Source organism: Gilliamella sp. ESL0443 (assembly GCF_019469165.1).
Lineage (GTDB): Bacteria > Pseudomonadota > Gammaproteobacteria > Enterobacterales > Orbaceae > Gilliamella > Gilliamella apicola_E.
Genome location: NZ_CP048263.1, coordinates 1,137,092 through 1,154,956, shown reverse-complemented (window position 1 = coordinate 1,154,956; position 17,865 = coordinate 1,137,092). Strand labels below are relative to the sequence as shown.

Below are 17,865 nucleotides of genomic sequence, written 5' to 3'. Positions count from 1 at the left end.
GAGATGGTTAAAAATGAGGTTTAAGAAAAGTTGAAATACAAAGTGATGAGTTCAATTTACAGGAGAAATATGGACAGTCAATCGGGTCACCCCAAACTATGGGGAGATAAATTCAAACACATCATTATCGGTTAATGAACCTGTCTAAATAGTTATTTTTTCAGTTCACAAGCCGAAATTGATAAAAACGGTAACGGTGAACGATATGCAGTTTTCTACACGCTATCACACAAATTCAAAATACCTTTGTGCTCATAAAGCACTTTTGCGAGTGTTATATCTGACAGATAAGCATTTAGAGCCACCTAGTTGTATCTAACTTTTAATTAATATTATTTTTAATATTTTTATTTCATGTTAAGCCTTAACTGCAATGGTTAGTTATTGCTTTACGTTTAAATTTTAGTCGATAAGAACTTAATAACTCCTAGTTTAACGTTAACTAAGAGCGGGTTCCTTTTGCCTGAAAAATAGATAGGTACAAACTATGATTAAAAAAACATCTCAAGTAAAGACAGATAATACTTTAAACATAAAAGCACTTGAAGAAGCTCAGAATAGCTTAGATAGCATTTTGTCTAAATTTCAATCAAGTCTTTCGGGGTTAACTCAAGAAAATGTAAAATCTCGATTGGAACAGTATGGTAAAAATGAAGTGGCTCGAGAAAAAGTGCCATCAGCTTTTGTCCAGTTACTTTTAGCTTTTAAGAACCCATTTATATTTGTACTATTAATATTAGCACTGGTAAGTTTTTTTACTGATTACTGGTTGCCATTACAAAACGGTGAAGAGACAGATCTAACTGGAATTATTATCATTTTAACCATGGTAACACTTAGTGGATTATTGCGTTTTTGGCAGGAGTTTCGTTCAAATAAAGCTGCTGAAGCATTAAAGTCAATGATCCGAACTACAGCCACAGTTCTACGTCGTCGTAATAAAAATATGCCAACTGAGCATATTGAAGTTCCTTTAAGCGATATCGTTCCTGGAGATATTGTGTTTTTATCAGCTGGGGACATGATTCCTGCCGATATTCGTTTAATCGAATCGCGAGATTTATTTGTGAGTCAAGCGGTGTTAACCGGTGAATCAATTCCAGTTGAAAAATATGACACCTTAGGTGCGGTATCGCAAAAAACGACAGAAGAGATAGATTCTTCAAAAATTGATAAGGACAATGTACTTGATGTAAACAATATTTGTTTTATGGGCACCAATGTAGTGAGTGGAACAGCTAAAGCTATTGTTGTTGCAACAGGTGCTGATACACATTTTGGTTCATTAGCAAAATCAATAGTGGGTTCAAGAGCCGAAACCTCATTTGATCGCGGTGTAAATAGCGTAAGTTGGTTACTAATTCGCTTTATGTTAGTGATGGTTCCGATTGTATTACTAATAAATGGATTTACCAAAGGCGATTGGGGGGAAGCAACATTATTTGCATTAGCTGTTGCTGTTGGTTTGACGCCTGAAATGTTACCGATGATTGTTAGTGCAAATCTAGCTAAAGGTGCTGTTGGCATGGCAAAACGAAAAGTTGTGGTAAAACGTTTGAATGCTATTCAAAACTTTGGCGCGATGGACATTTTATGTACTGATAAAACAGGTACTTTAACACAAGATAAAATCATTTTAGAACATCACTTAGACATTAATGGGCAGATTGATCCATCTGTTTTACAACTGGCCTGGCTCAATAGTTACTATCAAAGTGGAATGAAAAACTTGATGGATAAAGCGATCATTCGTTTTGCTGAAGAAAAAACCAGTGTTAAAAAAGTGGGTGTTGGTCTTTATAAAAAAATTGATGAATTACCGTTTGATTTTGTTCGCCGTCGTTTATCGGTTGTTGTACAAGGCAATGATGAAAATCATTTAATGATCTGTAAAGGCGCAGTTGAAGAAATGCTATCTATTTCAGATTTTGTTTATGAAAACGGCGAATACTTACCGTTAGACGAAAATCGTAAACAAGCATTGATTGAACTTGCACACAATTATAATAAAGATGGATTTAGAGTGTTAGCAGTAGGTGTAAAAGATATTTCAGCATCACAAACTAAAGCTCAATATAGTGTCCAAGATGAAAAATCATTAGCCATTCGTGGTTTTTTGACTTTCTTAGATCCACCTAAAGAGAGTGCTTATGAAGCTATTTCTGCATTGAATGAACATGGTGTTGGCGTTAAAGTTCTAACTGGTGACAATGAAATCATCACGATTAAAGTATGCCGAGAAGTTGGCTTAGAACCGGGTATACCTTTACTTGGTAACGACATTGAAAAAATGAGTGACGCTGAGTTAAAAGAGCAAATTGAGCAACGCACTATTTTTGCTAAGTTGACTCCATTACAAAAATCTCGAATCATTAGATTGTTACAAAGTAATGGTCATACTGTTGGATTTTTAGGTGATGGTATTAATGATGCGCCAGCGTTGAGAGATGCAGATGTTGGTATTTCAGTGGACACCGCTACTGATATCGCTAAAGAATCAGCTGATATCATTTTGCTTGAAAAAAGCTTACTTGTATTAGAAGAAGGTGTAATTTGCGGACGCGAAACTTTCGGTAATATTATGAAATACCTAAATATGACCGCAAGTTCTAACTTTGGTAACATCTTCTCTGTATTAGTGGCTAGTGCATTTCTACCATTTTTACCAATGCTTGCGATTCATTTGCTTATCCAAAACTTATTATATGATATCTCACAATTATCATTACCTTGGGATAAGATGGATGAAGAGTTTTTACAAAAACCTCGTAAATGGGATGCACAAAATATTGGACGTTTTATGATCTGGATTGGACCAACATCCTCTATTTTTGACATAACAACATATGCATTGATGTGGTTTGTTTTTGGTGCTAATAGTGTTGCAGCTGAATCATTGTTTCACTCAGGTTGGTTTATCGAAGGATTGTTATCACAAACTTTAGTTGTACATATGCTAAGGACTCAGAAAATACCATTTATACAAAGTACCGCGGCATTCCCAGTAATAGTAATGACTATGCTAATTATGGCGGTGGGTATTTATATTCCTTTTTCACCAATAGGTAGCCTAATTGGTCTTCAACCATTACCATGGTCCTATTTTCCATGGTTAGTTGCAACATTATTAAGTTACTGTGTGGTTGCTCAAATAATGAAAAGGATTTACATAAAACGCTTTGGACAATGGTTCTAAAATAACAAAATTGATGTAAGTGACGATGTTGCTTACATCATTAACTAAAGAAGTATAAATATTGAACTAGTGTGTTATAGTAGTGATGAGTACACATTTGATAAATATAATTGATAATAATATTTGTATAAATAATCGAGCTTTTTAGAAATGTTTTTAAGGAGCCTATAAATAACAATAAGAGGAGTAAAAAATGAAAACCCCACACAAAAATTTAATTACACTAATCAAACATCGCAAACTGAAAAAAGAACAAGAGAAAGTTAATAAATAACTTTCTATAAATGATTTGCAAAAAATTGCTATAAAATTAAACCCCACAGCTTGGGGTTTTATAACACAATAAAGCTTTATAAGCTTATATTTGATGAGTTATTTAGAAGCTTTTTTCAAAATTTCGTAAAGTTCATCTTTTAATTTTAGCTTCAGTTTTTTTAGACTTTCAATCGTTTCCGAAGTATCAATTGCAATACCAGACTCGATATTTTTAATTTTTTGATCGAGCTCATTGTGCTCATCAAATAATTTTTGGAAATGTAAATCTGAGTTTTTTAGTTTAGAGATTAAATCACGGTATTCTGGAAACATACAGCCTCCTTATAAGATTAATTAAAATAATAGCAGTTAACAATAATTCAGCTTACAATATTCTCAATTGTTTTAATAGCAATTTTTGAATGGGAGATGTCTATGAATGAAAAGATCGTTATTGCAAAAAGTGAAGGTAATGATTTATACATCCTTGCATCGTTGGCTAATCGCCATGGTTTAATTACCGGTGCAACAGGTACAGGTAAGACCGTAACCCTACAAAAGATAGCGGAAAAATTCTCGCAGATTGGTGTACCCGTGTTTCTTGCTGATGTAAAAGGTGATTTGACCGGTTTAGGGGAAAATGGCCTATTATCTGAAAAATTAAAAGCACGGCTAGAAAGTATTGGTGTAAAAGATTGGCTTCCTAATTCTTCTCCTTTAGAAATATGGGATGTATTTGGTGAAAATGGTATTCCCGTTCGCAGTACAGTTTCCGATATAGGTCCTATATTATTAGGTCGATTATTAAATCTCAATGACATTCAATCTGGCGTTCTACAATTAGTTTTTAAAATTGCCGATGATAATGGATTATTATTACTAGACTTTAAGGATTTAAGAACATTCATCCAATTTATTGGTGATAACGCTAAAAAATTTACTACCCAATATGGCAATATAAGTTTAACAACTATTGGTGCTATTCAACGTGGATTGCTTACTTTAGAACAGCAAGGTGCTGAATTCTTTCTAGGTGAGCCGATGTTTGATATACATGATTTAATGCAAACTAATGCTGATGGTCGTGGTGTTATTAATATTTTATCTGCCAGTAAATTATATAATTCACCAAAATTATATTCAGTATTTTTACTTTGGTTATTATCAGAACTATTCGAGCATTTACCAGAAGTAGGTGACCTTGATAAACCAAAACTTGTTTTTTTCTTTGACGAAGCACATTTACTTTTTAATGATATTTCTCCCGCATTATTAGAAAAAATCGAACAAGTTGTTCGCCTTATTCGTTCTAAAGGAGTGGGGATTTATTTTGCTACACAAAGCCCAACCGATATTCCAGAAACTATCCTTGGTCAATTGGGGAATCGAGTGCAGCACGCTTTACGAGCATTTACACCTAAAGATCAAAAAGCAGTCAAAGTGGCAGCTCAAACCATGCGAGCTAACCCAAATTTTAACACTGAAAAAGCTATTATGGAGCTTGGGGTAGGAGAGGCTTTAATTTCATTTCTAGATGAAAAGGGGCGCCCTAATATTGTTCAACGCGGAATGATAATAGCGCCAGAATCAAAAATGGGGCCTATGGATATAGAAAAACAGTTGACGATTATTCAAAAATCTCGCTTTTATGATAAATATTCAAAAACCATCGATCGCGAATCAGCCTACGAAAAACTTAAACAGGGTTTTAGTATAAATACTGAAAATAGTCAAAATTCAATAGAAACTGATTCCAATCAGAATCCATCTGATAAAGAGGAACATGGTGGTATAATGGACTTTTTAAGTTCACTTATTTTTGGTAGAACCGGCCCAAAAGGTGGACAGCATGACGGTATCGTACAAAGTGTTGCTAAAAGTGCGACTAGACAGATGGTAAATCAAATTGGAAGACAAATTACTCGAGGAATCTTGGGTGGTTTCAAAAAATAGGTTAGATTAATAAACTACAAAAAGGAGTTATAGATGTTAAAATTGTTTATTGAATGGTACAAAAAACGCTTTAGCGATCCTCATGTGGTTTCGTTAATGATTGTTATCATTGTTTTATTTTTTATCATCTATTTTTTCAATAAAATTTTACTGCCTATTTTGATTGCTATTGTTTTATCTTATCTACTAGATAGACCGGTTAAGTATTTACAACAAAAGAGAGTTCCTCACACATTAGCTGTTGTTATTGTACTATTTGTATTTATGTTTGTCGGCTTAACCGGAATTATGATTTTGTTACCATTGATTTGGCAACAAGGTGTTAGTTTAATAACAAATATCCCAAATATGTTGAATTTTGTAAATAAATTCATCACATCATTGCCTGAACATTATCCGGAGCTTATCGATGTTGGTCTATTTGACTCAATACTCCAAGGTATAACTAATAAAGTTATGCAAACAGGTAACTCATTGCTCCAGTTTTCAATTAGCTCACTGTTTAGCTTAGTTTCTGTTGCTATAAATGCGGTATTAGTTCCGATTATTATGTTTTTCTTATTGAAAGATAAATCTAAGATATGGGGATATTGTTCGAAAATATTACCAAAAAATCGAACAATATTAAACAAAGTAGCTACAGAGATGGATCAACAAATATCTAATTACATAGTCGGTAATGTTTTACACATCATTATTTTAACTGCCTGTGTCTATATTCCATTTTGGTATTTTGGTTTAGATTATGGATTATTGTTAGCAGTGTTAGTTGGTGTTTCAGTACTTATTCCTTACATTGGTATTATTATTTCAAGTATCCCTATTGTCCTAATTGCACTTTTCCAATGGGGGGTTACTGCACAATTTGGATATTTAATGTTCTTTTATATCCTTATTCAGGCTCTTGATGGCAATTTATTGGTTCCTTATCTTTTCTCTGAAAAACTTAACTTGCATCCTTTAGTGATTATTGTAGCTGTTATCATTTTTGGCGGGTTATGGGGATTTTGGGGCGTATTTTTTGCTATACCGTTAGCAACTTTAGTTAAAGCGATTATAAATGCTTGGCCAAATCTTGAAGAAATTAATAATATTAAAAATGGAAAAAAAGCAGATTAATGAAAATATAATCTGCTTTAATTAGAAGTGTTAACTATGGTTCTTAAGATAATCTAAAACCACAGTGTGATGGTTGGTCGTTTTGAAGTCATCAAAGACTTTCTCGATCTTACCATCTTTACCAATCAAAAAGCTTATACGATGGATACCGTCATAAGTTTTTCCCATAAACTCTTTTTCGCCCCAAACACCAAACGCTTCAGAGGTTTTATGATCCTCATCTGAAAGTAGAGTAAAATTCAACAATTCTTTATCAACAAAACGCGATAGCTTTTCAGGTTTATCCGTACTAATACCAATAACAACTACATTATATTTCTTAAAATCGTCAGCACTGTCTCGTAAATTGCAAGCTTGTACTGTACAACCAGGAGTCATCGCTTTCGGATAGAAATAGAGCAAAATACGCTGACCTTTGAAATCTTTTGAACTAATTAGCTCACCATCCTGATCAGGCAGAGAAAATTGAGGTGCTTTTTCACCTTCTTTTAAAGGATTAACCATAAATTTATTACCTATGTTAATAGTTAAAATTTTAATCGCTATGGGTATAATTTACTATATTTTATCAAATTAACTTATGTTTTTAAAAAAACGACTTGCTGCATCAATCGTATGATCGATTTCTTTATCTGTGTGCATAAGTGACATGAAACCTGCTTCGAAAGCTGAAGGCGCAAAGTAAACCCCTTCGGCGAGCATATGATGATAGAATTTCTTGAATAATTCAACATCACAATTCATTACATCCTTATAACTGCTCACTTCTAGAGCATTTGTAAAGAAAAATCCAAACATTCCTCCTGCATGATTAACCACAAACGGAATATTATATCGTTTTGCTTCTGCATATAGGCCATTAACTAGTGAGGCAGTTTTTTCTTCTAACTCTGAATAAATACCAACATCCATTAACTTTGTCAACGTGGCATAACCCGCTGCCATAGCAACAGGATTCCCTGAAAGTGTTCCTGCTTGATAAATTGGTCCAGTTGGTGCTAATTGTTGCATAATTTCAGCACGCCCGCCAAAAGCACCTACAGGCATACCGCCACCTATAATCTTACCTAAGCAAGTCAAATCAGGAACTAAATCATAATATTCTTGAGCTCCGCCAAGTGCAACCCTAAACCCAGTCATCACCTCATCAATAATTAATAAAGCCCCGTAAGTATCACACAAGCTTCTTAATCCTTGTAAGAACGATTTTTTAGCTGGGACACAATTCATATTGCCTGCCACAGGTTCAATAATAATTGCAGCAATTTCATTAGGATATAGCTCAAATTGTTTTTTTACTGATTCTAAATCGTTATAATCACAAACTAATGTATGTTTAACAAAATCCTCAGGCACACCCGGTGAAGTAGGGTGTCCAAAAGTGAGCGCGCCAGAACCGGCTTTAACAAGCAAATAGTCAGCATGTCCATGGTAACAACCTTCAAATTTGATTATTTTGTCACGTCCTGTATAGCCTCGTGCAAGGCGAATTGCACTCATAGTTGCCTCAGTGCCTGAATTCACCATACGTAACATTTCTATTGATGGAATTAATTGTGTAACTAGGTTAGCCATTTTTGTTTCGATTTCGGTTGGCGCACCATAACTCAAACCATTACGAACAGCGTTAATAACTGCATTGGCAACATCAGGGTCATTATGACCTAAAATCATAGGTCCCCAAGATCCGACATAATCAATATAAGCTTTTTCATCAACATCATAAATATAAGCACCATTAGCTTTCTCTATAAATAATGGCGTACCACCAACTCCATTAAAAGCACGTACAGGTGAATTAACACCACCTGGCATAAAAGCCATTGCTTCGCGGTAAAGTATTTCAGATTTAAATGTTTTAAGCATAATTATGGTCTTCTTTATAGTAATTGTTGTCGTATTTATTCATAAAATTAACTTAAATTCAAGCAAGCTATTACAAATTTAACTAATTGATGTTTTCATTTTGTATTTTATTTTTTCAAGAGTATATAATATATTAGTACTTAAAGTAGGAGAATAAAATGAGCGATGCGTTACCCATTAATTTTACTGATGCTGCTGCAAACAAGGTAAAAACTTTAGTAACGGAAGAAGAAAATCCAAATCTTAAATTAAGAGTCTATATCACTGGTGGTGGTTGTAGTGGATTCCAGTATGGTTTCACATTTGATGAAAAAGTAAATGAAGATGATCTGGCGATCGAAAAAAATGGTGTCTCACTTATTATTGACCCTATGAGTTTACAATATCTTGTTGGAGGCACTATAGACTATATTGAAGGATTGCAGGGTTCTCGTTTTGTTGTTGATAACCCAAACGCAACTACAACCTGTGGTTGTGGATCATCTTTCAGCGTCTAATTAGTAACAAAACATTAGCCAAAATTTTTATTTATATTAAATCCAAATTTTAAGGGAATTGATTAAAATTTCCTTAAATGTGACAAACATTGAGCAGTTAGACAATTATTTTAATTTTTTTATTGACGTAAATTTTAAGATAGGTAAAATGCACAGCATCCAAAACGCAGTTACCTTTCGGTAATAAGTTTTGAGCCCGGGTGGTGAAATCGGTAGACACAAGGGATTTAAAATCCCTCGGCCTTTTTGGCCGTGCGAGTTCAAGTCTCGCCCCGGGCACCATTAAAAACACTTTTTTTTGTAAGCGGGAATAGCTCAGTTGGTAGAGCGCAACCTTGCCAAGGTTGAGGTCGCGAGTTCGAACCTCGTTTCCCGCTCCAATTTTTTTTCAATCATTATCCTCAATCAAATTTATCATTGAAATTCATTACTCAATTCGTATTACAAATAAACTATCTAGATTTTTTTCATAGCTAGAAATATTCAATTTTTTATAATCTTTTAAAAAATGCTCCTCCAATTTCAATTCTGAGATGATTATTTAAAAAATTTATCTAAATTAACAATAATTAATTAATAAAACTATTTCAAAGATTATTTTTCCTTTTATTCAGATACTTTTACCGCTAATATTGAGCCAGTTAATTTTATAAGATTTTTAAATTTGTATTGGAGTATTAACTAATGAGTAATCACAACTCATATTCGATAGCTGGCTCTATCTATGCTAATTACATTATTCAAAGTATTGCTTTAATAGTAATTATGCAATTTTCTGTCGAAATTTCTGCACAATTAAAAACTGATGATGTTATAGGTATTGGTTACGTTGCATCAGGGATAGGATATGGAAAAATATTATTAATGTTTATTGGCGGAATACTATCTGATAAATTTGGACGCAAACCATTTATCCTTATGGGCATGTCTTGTTATATTATCTTTTTTGTTGGGACTCTCTTTTGTCACAATATACATGTTGCATTTTGTTTGGCTATGTTTATTGGTGCTGGAAACTCATTTTTAGATACCGGCTCCATGCCTGCTTTAACCGAATGCTTTCCTCGTTCGGCAGGTACTGCAAGTGTTTTAATTAAAGCATTTATTTCAATAGGAACGTTAGTCTTACCATTTATTGTTACATTCTTTCATGCTTATGATTTATGGTATGGTTATGCTTTCATCGGTTTTGTTACTTTTATCATTATTAATTTTTTACTTTTAGCGCCAAGAAAATTTCCTTCCAAAAATACAGTTATTTGTGGCAATGAAGGCCATAGTGACTACTTCATTGGAAAGCCGAATATTTTCTTTGAAGGTATTTTATTAATCATTATGGGCTTCACCACCACTGCAACCTTTGTCATCATTTTACAATGGCTACCTGCGATTGCAGAGAAAGGTATAGGAATGGAACCAATCGCTTCTAAACAATTGATCAGTTATTATAGTACTGCATCAATAATTTCTGTGTTTACAACAGCCTATATTGTTAAAAAATTCATAAAACCAATTTATTGCATTATTATATTGCCGTTACTTTCTGCATTAACTTTATTAATGTTTTTATTTAATCTTAATCCTACAATGAGTTTAATTGTGGCAATAGGAATGGGATTAACAGCAGCAGGAGGTATATTACAACTCACCTTAGTTGTTATGCAGCAGCTATTTCCTGATCGTAAAGGGTTTGCAGTTGGAACAATGTATACTTTCAGTGGTTTATCATTTATTGTCATTCCACTAATAGTCCCTAAGTTAGCATTAATCAATGTTAGCTATGCTATTTTAGTCGATCTAGTTGTTGCATTATCAAGTGTAATATTAGGATTAATTGTTTATTCACGTTTCAAAAAAGTTATTGATATGAATAAAATTTAATGACTTTCAGCAATACTAAAAAAGCACCATATCACGATAAGGTGCTTTACGATGATAAGTAATTTAAAGTAAAAAAAATGGTAAATTAGTAAGCCTAGAATTTTTAGAAAGTTATCTTAAACATCAAAATAATACTGGAAAGTATTTATCGCTGATTTTCGTGTTTTTTATGGCTTAATGTTGGTGTTTTTAGTATTAATCCTAGGTTTGAAAAAACATCTAAGAATTATCAAATGCGATTATATAATTTGAGAAAAGCTTAATAACAGTTAGGAGTTACTTTATTAAGCAAGAATTATCAATTATCACCGAGCGAGGTGGTATTGAGGTAATAACATTACTAAAATCTTTACATGAAATGCCAATTTCAATTTAGCGTAATGATGATGAATTTTTATTGAGTCATTCTCCAATTGAACGAGCAAAAATGTATCTATAAGATACGAAAAGATTACTTAAAAAACTCGCTGAATTTTAATCATTAATAATTGGAGAGAAGCATGAGAGCTAATATTGATGGACACTTTTTATTAATTGGATTAATGGCATATCCAATTCGGCACAGCTTATCACCAAAAATGCAAAATATAATTTACTCTAAATTAGATATTCCCTATGTCTATTTAGCTTTTGAAGTGACGCAAGAAAAATTACCTGATGCTATAAAAGGCTTACGTGCATTAGGTTTACGCGGTAGTGCTGTTTCAATGCCGAATAAACAACTCGTGTGCCAATATTTAGATAAATTAACACCAGCAGTAGAGCTTATTGGAGCCTGTAATACCATTTCAAATGATGATGGAGTATTAACCGGATATAATACTGATGGAATAGGATATATGCGCTCATTAAAAGAGGCGGGTGTTGATGTTATAGGTAAAAAGTTGACATTACTTGGCGGAGGCGGTGCTGCAAGTGCTATTGCCGTACAAGCCGCATTAGATGGTGTTAAAAAGATTTCAATTTTTAATCAAAAAGATGAATGCTTTGACAAAATTGTAGAAATAGTTAACCGAATAAATGCAAAAACTGACTGTGAAGCAGTAGTTTATGATTTAGCTGATCACTCAAAATTACGTCAGGAAATTGCTGAAAGTGCAGTATTATGCAATGCTACTGGTATTGGTATGAAGCCGTCAGAAGGAAAAAGCTTAATTACCGATCCAACTATGCTAAGAAAAGATCTCGTCGTAACCGATTGTATTTACAGTCCACGTAAAACAAAATTATTAGAAATAGCTGAATCGCAAGGTTGTAAAACGTTAAACGGTATAGGTATGATGTTATGGCAAGGTCATGCACAAATTAAAATTTGGACAGGAAAAGAAGCTCCAATTGATTATGTTAAAGAAAAAATGGGCTTTAATGACTAAAAAATTTTAGTTAACTTATTAAAATTATTTATAAATATAGACTATACTCTCAGTAATTTAAATTAAGAGAGTAGAAAAGATTAATTGGTGGAGAGATGTCAAGAATTACTGTTAAAGGTTTAGATATTGGTGTTGGAGCGCCTAAAATCATTGTTCCAATTGTAGGAAAAACAGAAGAAGAATTAGTTAATGAAGCTGAATTTTTGACAAAAATTGACTTTGATATGGTTGAATGGAGAGTAGACCATTTTCAAAAAGTTGATGATGTTGAAAAAGTAAAACAAACAGCAAATAAATTACAAACAATCATTGGCTACAAACCCATTTTATTTACATTCCGTACCGCTAATGAAGGCGGAGTTTATCCTGCTACGATTGAATTTTATATCAACCTTAATAAACAGATGATAAAAAGTGGTTTAATTGATCTTGTCGATATCGAAGTTTTCACTGGTGACAAATATGTTGAAGAAATTGTCCAGTTAGCTCATCAGCATAACGTTTTAGTGATAGCCTCCAATCATGACTTTGATAAGACTCCGCCAAAAGATGAAATTGTAGCAAGATTACGCAAAATGCAGGATCTTGGTGTAGATATTCCTAAAATTGCCGTAATGCCACGTTCGCGTGAAGATGTAATTAACTTACTTGCTGCAACAGCTGAAATGAAAGACAAATATGCACGTAAACCACTAATTACTATGGCAATGGCTGGAACAGGTGCGATTAGCCGAATTGCAGGTGAAACTTTTGGGTCAGACCTCACTTTTGGTGCAGCAAAAAATGCATCTGCACCAGGTCAGCTAGATGTAAAAGATCTAAGAAACATCTTAAATATATTACATAAAAGTTTGGCTTAAAAATTCTAGCGTTTTAATAAACAACTTAAGTTAAAAAAAGATAAACGAAAGATATTCAATATATAAACTCTTTGGTGCAAATTATTAATATTAAATGACTAATATGAAGACTATATTAAAATCTATATCAATAGTATTTTGGTGAATTAATAACATAAACCTGTTTAACCATTTTTATTGTATTATTCGAATTTAAACAACTTAGTTTGTTGATCCAAATAGGTCAGTAAATCTGGTATGCGATATTTGCCGGCCATTGATTGAATATGATTTGCTGCCTCTTTAAGTAACATTCCTAATGATGTTATATAGATTGGATTATTACTTTTACCACGCATTACTTCAATGGCATATTGTTTATTATCTGTAAAAGATTTTTTTGCAACGCCGATAATAGGTATCTTTTTATCCAGTGCTTCATAAAGATGACCACCTAAACCAAGATTACCACCATTCAAATGAACATAACCATCGACTATAATCACATCAATCGAATTGAGATCAACCTGAGACAATAATGCTAATATACAAGGTAATTCACGTTTATAAAATTGGCCTGATTGATAAGGCAGAACATTCGATTGATAATCATTGATAACAGATTTTATCTCATTGATACCATCAGTAAATTGCTCAAATAAAATGCCAACAGTTTTTGCTTTATCATTTAAATAGTAAACATCTATTGCAAGTATCATTTTTTTAAAATCCTTTTTGGAGTAGAATAACAATGTTCTCGTATTAAACTTTCTAATCTCTATTAAAAAACAAGTAGTCATTGATTTCAAATAAATAAAAATTTAGTTAATTCGTAATACATCTTTTATTTATCCGATTAGACCAGATAGCTAAGCAATGGTCGTTTAGATTGGATCTACACTTGGAGGCAGGAATGTATTTACTTGAAATGGCACCAAAATTTTTAATTGCACTTATCATTTTACTTATTTATGTCAAATTATCAGGAAAAAGCCAAATCGCACCGATGTCACAGCTGGATCAGGTTGGTAGCATGGTTATTGGTGCATTGGTAGGTGGAACATTACTTAATGCTAATGTTTCTGCGTGGGAAGCCGCTGGAGCTGTGGCGATTTGGGCAGGTCTTCTTATCTTAGTGCGATTTATCAAATCTAAAAATTCAAAACTCCGAGATGCTATTGATGGTGAACCTATCCAATTAGTCAAAAATGGCAATCTAATCTCTGAAAATTTCAAAAAAGCGAATTTACCTGTTAGAGATTTTGAAACGCTAATCAATATTCAAGGAATTTGCGCATTTAGTGAATTAAAACAAGTGTGGTACGAATTAAATGGATCTTTAACCATTATCAAGAAAGGAGATAAAGATATCGCAGTACTGGTGATTGAAAATGGCGCTATTAGTCAAGACAACCTTGAACAACTCCACAAAAGTGAAACATGGCTTAAGAATGAAATCAAAAAACAAGGTTATAAAGATATTGATGAAGTTTTTTGTGCAGAATGGTTTGATGGTAAATTATTAGTTTACCCTTATGATGAAGTCCGTAATTCAAAAAATAAAGAATAATTGAGGAAAGCAAAATATAAAAGGGGAAGGAGTTTTACTCAATCCCCTTATTAAGAGCTTGTTATCTTAGTTGGCTATCTTTACTACCACGTCGATTATATAATATTGCAGATTTTGCCAATTGCTTATCTATTTCTTGTTGGCAAGCTAAACAGTATTGCACACCTGGTAAAGCAATTTGTCTGGCTTTTGCAATAGCATCGCCACATTCAACACAAAACTCGGCACTAGGTTTATCGTGTTTTAGTTGGCGTCTGGCGATTTCGATAGCATCTGTGATTGTACTTTCGATCTGTTGGTTAACGGCATCGTCAGATGCCCAGCCACTAGCCATAATTACACCTCCTAAAAATTTATATTAGATGAATAATATGGTGCTTATTTGACCAGTTTCAAGTAATATGAACACATCATTTAAAAAGCAAAGTAAGTGTTATATTTTTTATAAAGATCGTTTCTGTTAATGTAAGTTAATTGGAGGTTTTTATGCAACAATATGAACAAGCAACATTTGCAGGTGGATGTTTCTGGTGTATGGTAAAACCTTTCGACAAATATGAAGGCGTTATTAATGTGATCTCAGGTTACACTGGTGGTCATACGGAAAATCCAACTTATCAACAAGTTTGCCAAGGCAACACAGGCCATACAGAAGCGGTGCAAATTACCTTTGATCCAACGATGATCAGCTATAAAAAATTACTTGATATTTTTTGGCAACAAATTGACCCGACAGATTCGCAAGGACAATTTGCCGATCGTGGCGATTCTTATCGTCCAGTAATATTTTATCATAACAAATTACAACAACAGCAAGCGATCGCATCTAAACAAGCGCTTGAAGAAAGCAAACGATTTAATCATCCGATTGATGTCGCTATAGAACCGGCAACAATATTTTATCCCGCCGAAGAGTATCATCAAGATTACTATAAAAAACAGCCAGAACATTATAACCGTTATTATCAATTATCTGGACGAGCTAATTTTATTGCAGATAACTGGCAAGATAAGTCAACAACCAAAAGTGAGTAAATATGCAAAAGTACCCGCAATATAGCAGTAAACAAAAATGGATTCATTGGACATCAGCTTTACTTGTCATAATGGTAACAATGCTCCTTTTAATTAAAGTGACAATGTCACATATATTGGGTGGAATGGCAATAGTCTATTTATTACATAAATCCTTTGGAGTGCTTGTTTTGATATTAACAATATGGCGAATTATGGTGATCCGCAGTCAAGGTGTGCCTGATGTCTTACCGAAAGACAAAAAACTGCAACGAATTTTGTCAAAATCCACTCAAGGAGTGATCTACCTTTTACTGCTAATTACGCCATTATCGGGGTATTTAATGAGTGGAAGGGACCTTAATATATTTGGTTTAATATCGATCCCTGCTATTGATATGCCATATCACCAAATGTTTCATTCATTACATTTGATTAGTTCTTATGTACTAGCTATTTTAGTTATATTTCATGTATTAGGTGCGTTGTACCACTATTTTTGGGTTAAAGATAAAGTATTGCAATCAATGTTAAATAGCAATGATTAACACAAATTTAAACGTTTATTTATATCACATTTATAACGTGAGGCAGATACAACATGAACAAATCAATGAAAGATAAAGCTATATCAGCACTAACACCAATGCAATATCATGTTACGCAGCAAAATGGTACAGAACCTCCATTTGATAATCAATATAACGCTAACCACCGCGATGGGATCTACGTTGATATCGTCTCTGGTGAACCACTGTTTACCTCACTAGATAAGTTTGATTCAGGCTGTGGTTGGCCAAGTTTCTCTAAACCGATTAAACAGCAACAAATTGTTGAAAAAGAAGATAACAGCCATGGAATGCGTAGGATAGAAGTCCGTTCATTAGAAGCTGATTCACATCTTGGTCATGTATTTAATGATGGGCCTGCAGCTTTAGGGGGATTGCGCTACTGTATCAACTCTGCAGCGCTAAAGTTCATACCAAAAGAAGAATTAAAAGCTCAAGGCTATGGTGACTACTTAAAATTGTTTAAATAAATTAATCTTACGCATCCTTTATTTAAATAAAGGGTGCGAACTAAACCAATCAACCTTAGCCTAAAGCCTACAAAATCATTGTTTAGCTTAATTGATATACATAAAGAAAATTTTGATGAATATTGCGAATGAAATTGGCATATAACTTATCATTTTTTTATATGCCAATATCGTAGGAGATCAAAGCTATAATTTAATTTTTTCTTTTAAATAAAATATAACTGATTAACAAAAACACAAAGCTAGTTATCATAGAGCCAACGATAGGGTAAATGCCCATCACAATACTGGCTTGAGCAAAAAGATTATCGGCGATATAAAAGATAAAGCCAAAAGTAATACCTATAATCACCCTAATACCCATAGATACACTTCGTAATGGTCCAAAAATGAAAGATAAGGCCAACAATAACATCACTGCAACTGAAACGGGTTTAATCAGCTTTTTCCAAAATAACAAATCATAATATTTTGTATCTTGGCCCGAATTTTTCAAATATTGCGAATATTGATAGAGTCCTGATGCTGACAATGAATCAGGGTCAAAAGCTACAATACTCAACTTATCAGGTGTGATATTAGTTTTCCACTGCATAGTAAGTGAGTTCGTACCCGTTATTTGTTGTGGATTGGTTAAATCATTCATCTCGATTTGTGATAACGTCCAACTTCCATTTTCAAACACTCCGCTATCAGCATGAGTAATCGATAGTAATTTATTTTTATCAACTTTATAAATATCAATATTTGAGATAGAACTATCATTATTAACATGGTCGATATAGATATAATCATTACCATCTTTCGCCCATAAACTGCCTTGTTGAGCTAATAAAGAATTACCATAAAGCTTTTCTGAGCGCATATTACGAGCGGTTTGTTCACTGATAGGAGCAACCCATTCACCAATTGCCATTGTTATAAGCACTAAAGGGAGAGCAGTTTTCATCACAGCTAATGCAATTTTAAAACGACTAAAGCCTGAAGTTTCCATCACAATAAGCTCGCTTCTTGAAGCTAAAATCCCTAAACCGATTAAGCCGCCTAAAAGTGCTGCCATAGGGAAAAATATTTCTATATCTTTAGGTACCATTAGCAAAGAATAAAAACCAACTGACAAGGCATCATAATCAACTTTGATTTTTCTAAGTTGGTCAATAAAACGAATAATTCCTGACAAACTAATTAATAAAAATAAGCAAATGCCAATGGTATTTAAAATAGTTTTACCAATATAGCGATCTAAAATCGAAAACATCGTTC

General features: G+C 33.3%; 17 protein-coding genes and 2 tRNA genes. 13 read left to right on the top strand and 6 right to left on the bottom strand.

Annotation, left to right across the window (positions count from 1 at the left end; translation table 11 throughout):
• Positions 1–487: 487 nt before the first annotated feature.
• Positions 488–3,196, top strand: coding sequence for a magnesium-translocating P-type ATPase (gene mgtA / locus GYM76_RS05295; protein WP_065734202.1), 2,709 nt, complete (start codon positions 488–490; stop codon positions 3,194–3,196).
• A gap of 372 nt (positions 3,197–3,568) precedes the next feature.
• Here mgtA and GYM76_RS05290 read toward each other — a convergent pair whose 3' ends face one another.
• Positions 3,569–3,784 (bottom strand): YdcH family protein, encoded by a 216-nt coding sequence (locus GYM76_RS05290; RefSeq protein WP_065562488.1) that lies wholly within the window; start codon positions 3,782–3,784, stop codon positions 3,569–3,571.
• Between the two features lie 102 nt (positions 3,785–3,886).
• Here GYM76_RS05290 and GYM76_RS05285 point away from each other — a divergent pair, with 102 nt between their 5' ends.
• Together GYM76_RS05285 and GYM76_RS05280 are read left to right on the top strand one after the other, a co-directional pair.
• Entirely contained in the window at positions 3,887–5,404 is a 1,518-nt protein-coding gene (locus GYM76_RS05285) for a helicase HerA-like C-terminal domain-containing protein (RefSeq protein ID WP_220226150.1), read from the top strand.
• A gap of 33 nt (positions 5,405–5,437) precedes the next feature.
• Positions 5,438–6,523: an AI-2E family transporter gene (locus GYM76_RS05280; RefSeq protein WP_220226149.1), complete on the top strand. Its 1,086-nt coding sequence runs from the start codon at positions 5,438–5,440 to the stop codon at positions 6,521–6,523.
• 30 nt (positions 6,524–6,553) lie between these two features.
• Here the strand turns inward: GYM76_RS05280 and bcp are convergent, their stop codons facing one another.
• Positions 6,554–7,027 (bottom strand): thioredoxin-dependent thiol peroxidase, encoded by a 474-nt coding sequence (gene bcp / locus GYM76_RS05275; RefSeq protein ID WP_065562491.1) that lies wholly within the window; start codon positions 7,025–7,027, stop codon positions 6,554–6,556.
• 69 nt (positions 7,028–7,096) lie between these two features.
• A complete protein-coding gene (hemL, locus tag GYM76_RS05270; protein WP_220226148.1) occupies positions 7,097–8,389 on the bottom strand; it encodes a glutamate-1-semialdehyde 2,1-aminomutase in 1,293 nt (430 codons plus the stop codon).
• A 158-nt stretch (positions 8,390–8,547) separates the two neighbouring features.
• Here hemL and erpA point away from each other — a divergent pair, with 158 nt between their 5' ends.
• The 6 genes from erpA (at position 8,548) to aroD (ending at position 13,000) form a co-directional block, all read left to right on the top strand.
• Positions 8,548–8,886, top strand: coding sequence for an iron-sulfur cluster insertion protein ErpA (erpA, locus tag GYM76_RS05265; protein ID WP_065734199.1), 339 nt, complete (start codon positions 8,548–8,550; stop codon positions 8,884–8,886).
• Positions 8,887–9,080: 194 nt separating this feature from the next.
• Positions 9,081–9,168: transfer RNA gene (locus tag GYM76_RS05260), tRNA-Leu, on the top strand.
• 22 nt (positions 9,169–9,190) lie between these two features.
• A tRNA-Gly gene (locus tag GYM76_RS05255) sits at positions 9,191–9,266 on the top strand.
• A gap of 304 nt (positions 9,267–9,570) precedes the next feature.
• Positions 9,571–10,767, top strand: coding sequence for an MFS transporter (locus GYM76_RS05250; protein WP_220226147.1), 1,197 nt, complete (start codon positions 9,571–9,573; stop codon positions 10,765–10,767).
• A 500-nt stretch (positions 10,768–11,267) separates the two neighbouring features.
• On the top strand, positions 11,268–12,140 hold the full coding sequence (locus GYM76_RS05245; protein ID WP_220226146.1) for a shikimate dehydrogenase: 873 nt from the start codon (positions 11,268–11,270) through the stop codon (positions 12,138–12,140).
• Between the two features lie 95 nt (positions 12,141–12,235).
• Entirely contained in the window at positions 12,236–13,000 is a 765-nt protein-coding gene (gene aroD, locus GYM76_RS05240) for a type I 3-dehydroquinate dehydratase (RefSeq protein ID WP_220226145.1), read from the top strand.
• Between the two features lie 182 nt (positions 13,001–13,182).
• On the opposite strand, the gene GYM76_RS05235 is transcribed toward aroD, so the two are convergent.
• Positions 13,183–13,698: an endonuclease V gene (locus tag GYM76_RS05235; RefSeq protein WP_220226144.1), complete on the bottom strand. Its 516-nt coding sequence runs from the start codon at positions 13,696–13,698 to the stop codon at positions 13,183–13,185.
• 194 nt (positions 13,699–13,892) lie between these two features.
• Between GYM76_RS05235 and GYM76_RS05230 the strand changes: the two genes are divergently transcribed.
• Positions 13,893–14,549 carry a DUF421 domain-containing protein gene (locus GYM76_RS05230; RefSeq protein ID WP_220226143.1) on the top strand — a complete coding sequence of 219 codons (657 nt, stop codon included), beginning with the start codon at positions 13,893–13,895 and terminating at the stop codon, positions 14,547–14,549.
• Between the two features lie 61 nt (positions 14,550–14,610).
• On the opposite strand, the gene GYM76_RS05225 is transcribed toward GYM76_RS05230, so the two are convergent.
• Positions 14,611–14,883 carry a DksA/TraR family C4-type zinc finger protein gene (locus GYM76_RS05225; RefSeq protein WP_220226142.1) on the bottom strand — a complete coding sequence of 91 codons (273 nt, stop codon included), beginning with the start codon at positions 14,881–14,883 and terminating at the stop codon, positions 14,611–14,613.
• A gap of 152 nt (positions 14,884–15,035) precedes the next feature.
• Between GYM76_RS05225 and msrA the strand changes: the two genes are divergently transcribed.
• From msrA to msrB, 3 genes are read left to right on the top strand one after another with little or no spacing between them, the layout of a single operon-like run.
• Positions 15,036–15,584 (top strand): peptide-methionine (S)-S-oxide reductase MsrA, encoded by a 549-nt coding sequence (msrA, locus tag GYM76_RS05220; protein ID WP_220226141.1) that lies wholly within the window; start codon positions 15,036–15,038, stop codon positions 15,582–15,584.
• 2 nt (positions 15,585–15,586) lie between these two features.
• Entirely contained in the window at positions 15,587–16,111 is a 525-nt protein-coding gene (locus GYM76_RS05215; protein WP_220226140.1) for a cytochrome b, read from the top strand.
• A gap of 53 nt (positions 16,112–16,164) precedes the next feature.
• Complete coding sequence (gene msrB, locus GYM76_RS05210; protein WP_220226139.1) at positions 16,165–16,602, top strand: peptide-methionine (R)-S-oxide reductase MsrB; 438 nt, start codon at positions 16,165–16,167, stop codon at positions 16,600–16,602.
• 193 nt (positions 16,603–16,795) lie between these two features.
• Here the strand turns inward: msrB and lptG are convergent, their stop codons facing one another.
• Positions 16,796–17,860 carry an LPS export ABC transporter permease LptG gene (lptG, locus tag GYM76_RS05205; RefSeq protein ID WP_220226138.1) on the bottom strand — a complete coding sequence of 355 codons (1,065 nt, stop codon included), beginning with the start codon at positions 17,858–17,860 and terminating at the stop codon, positions 16,796–16,798.
• Positions 17,861–17,865: the final 5 nt, after the last annotated feature.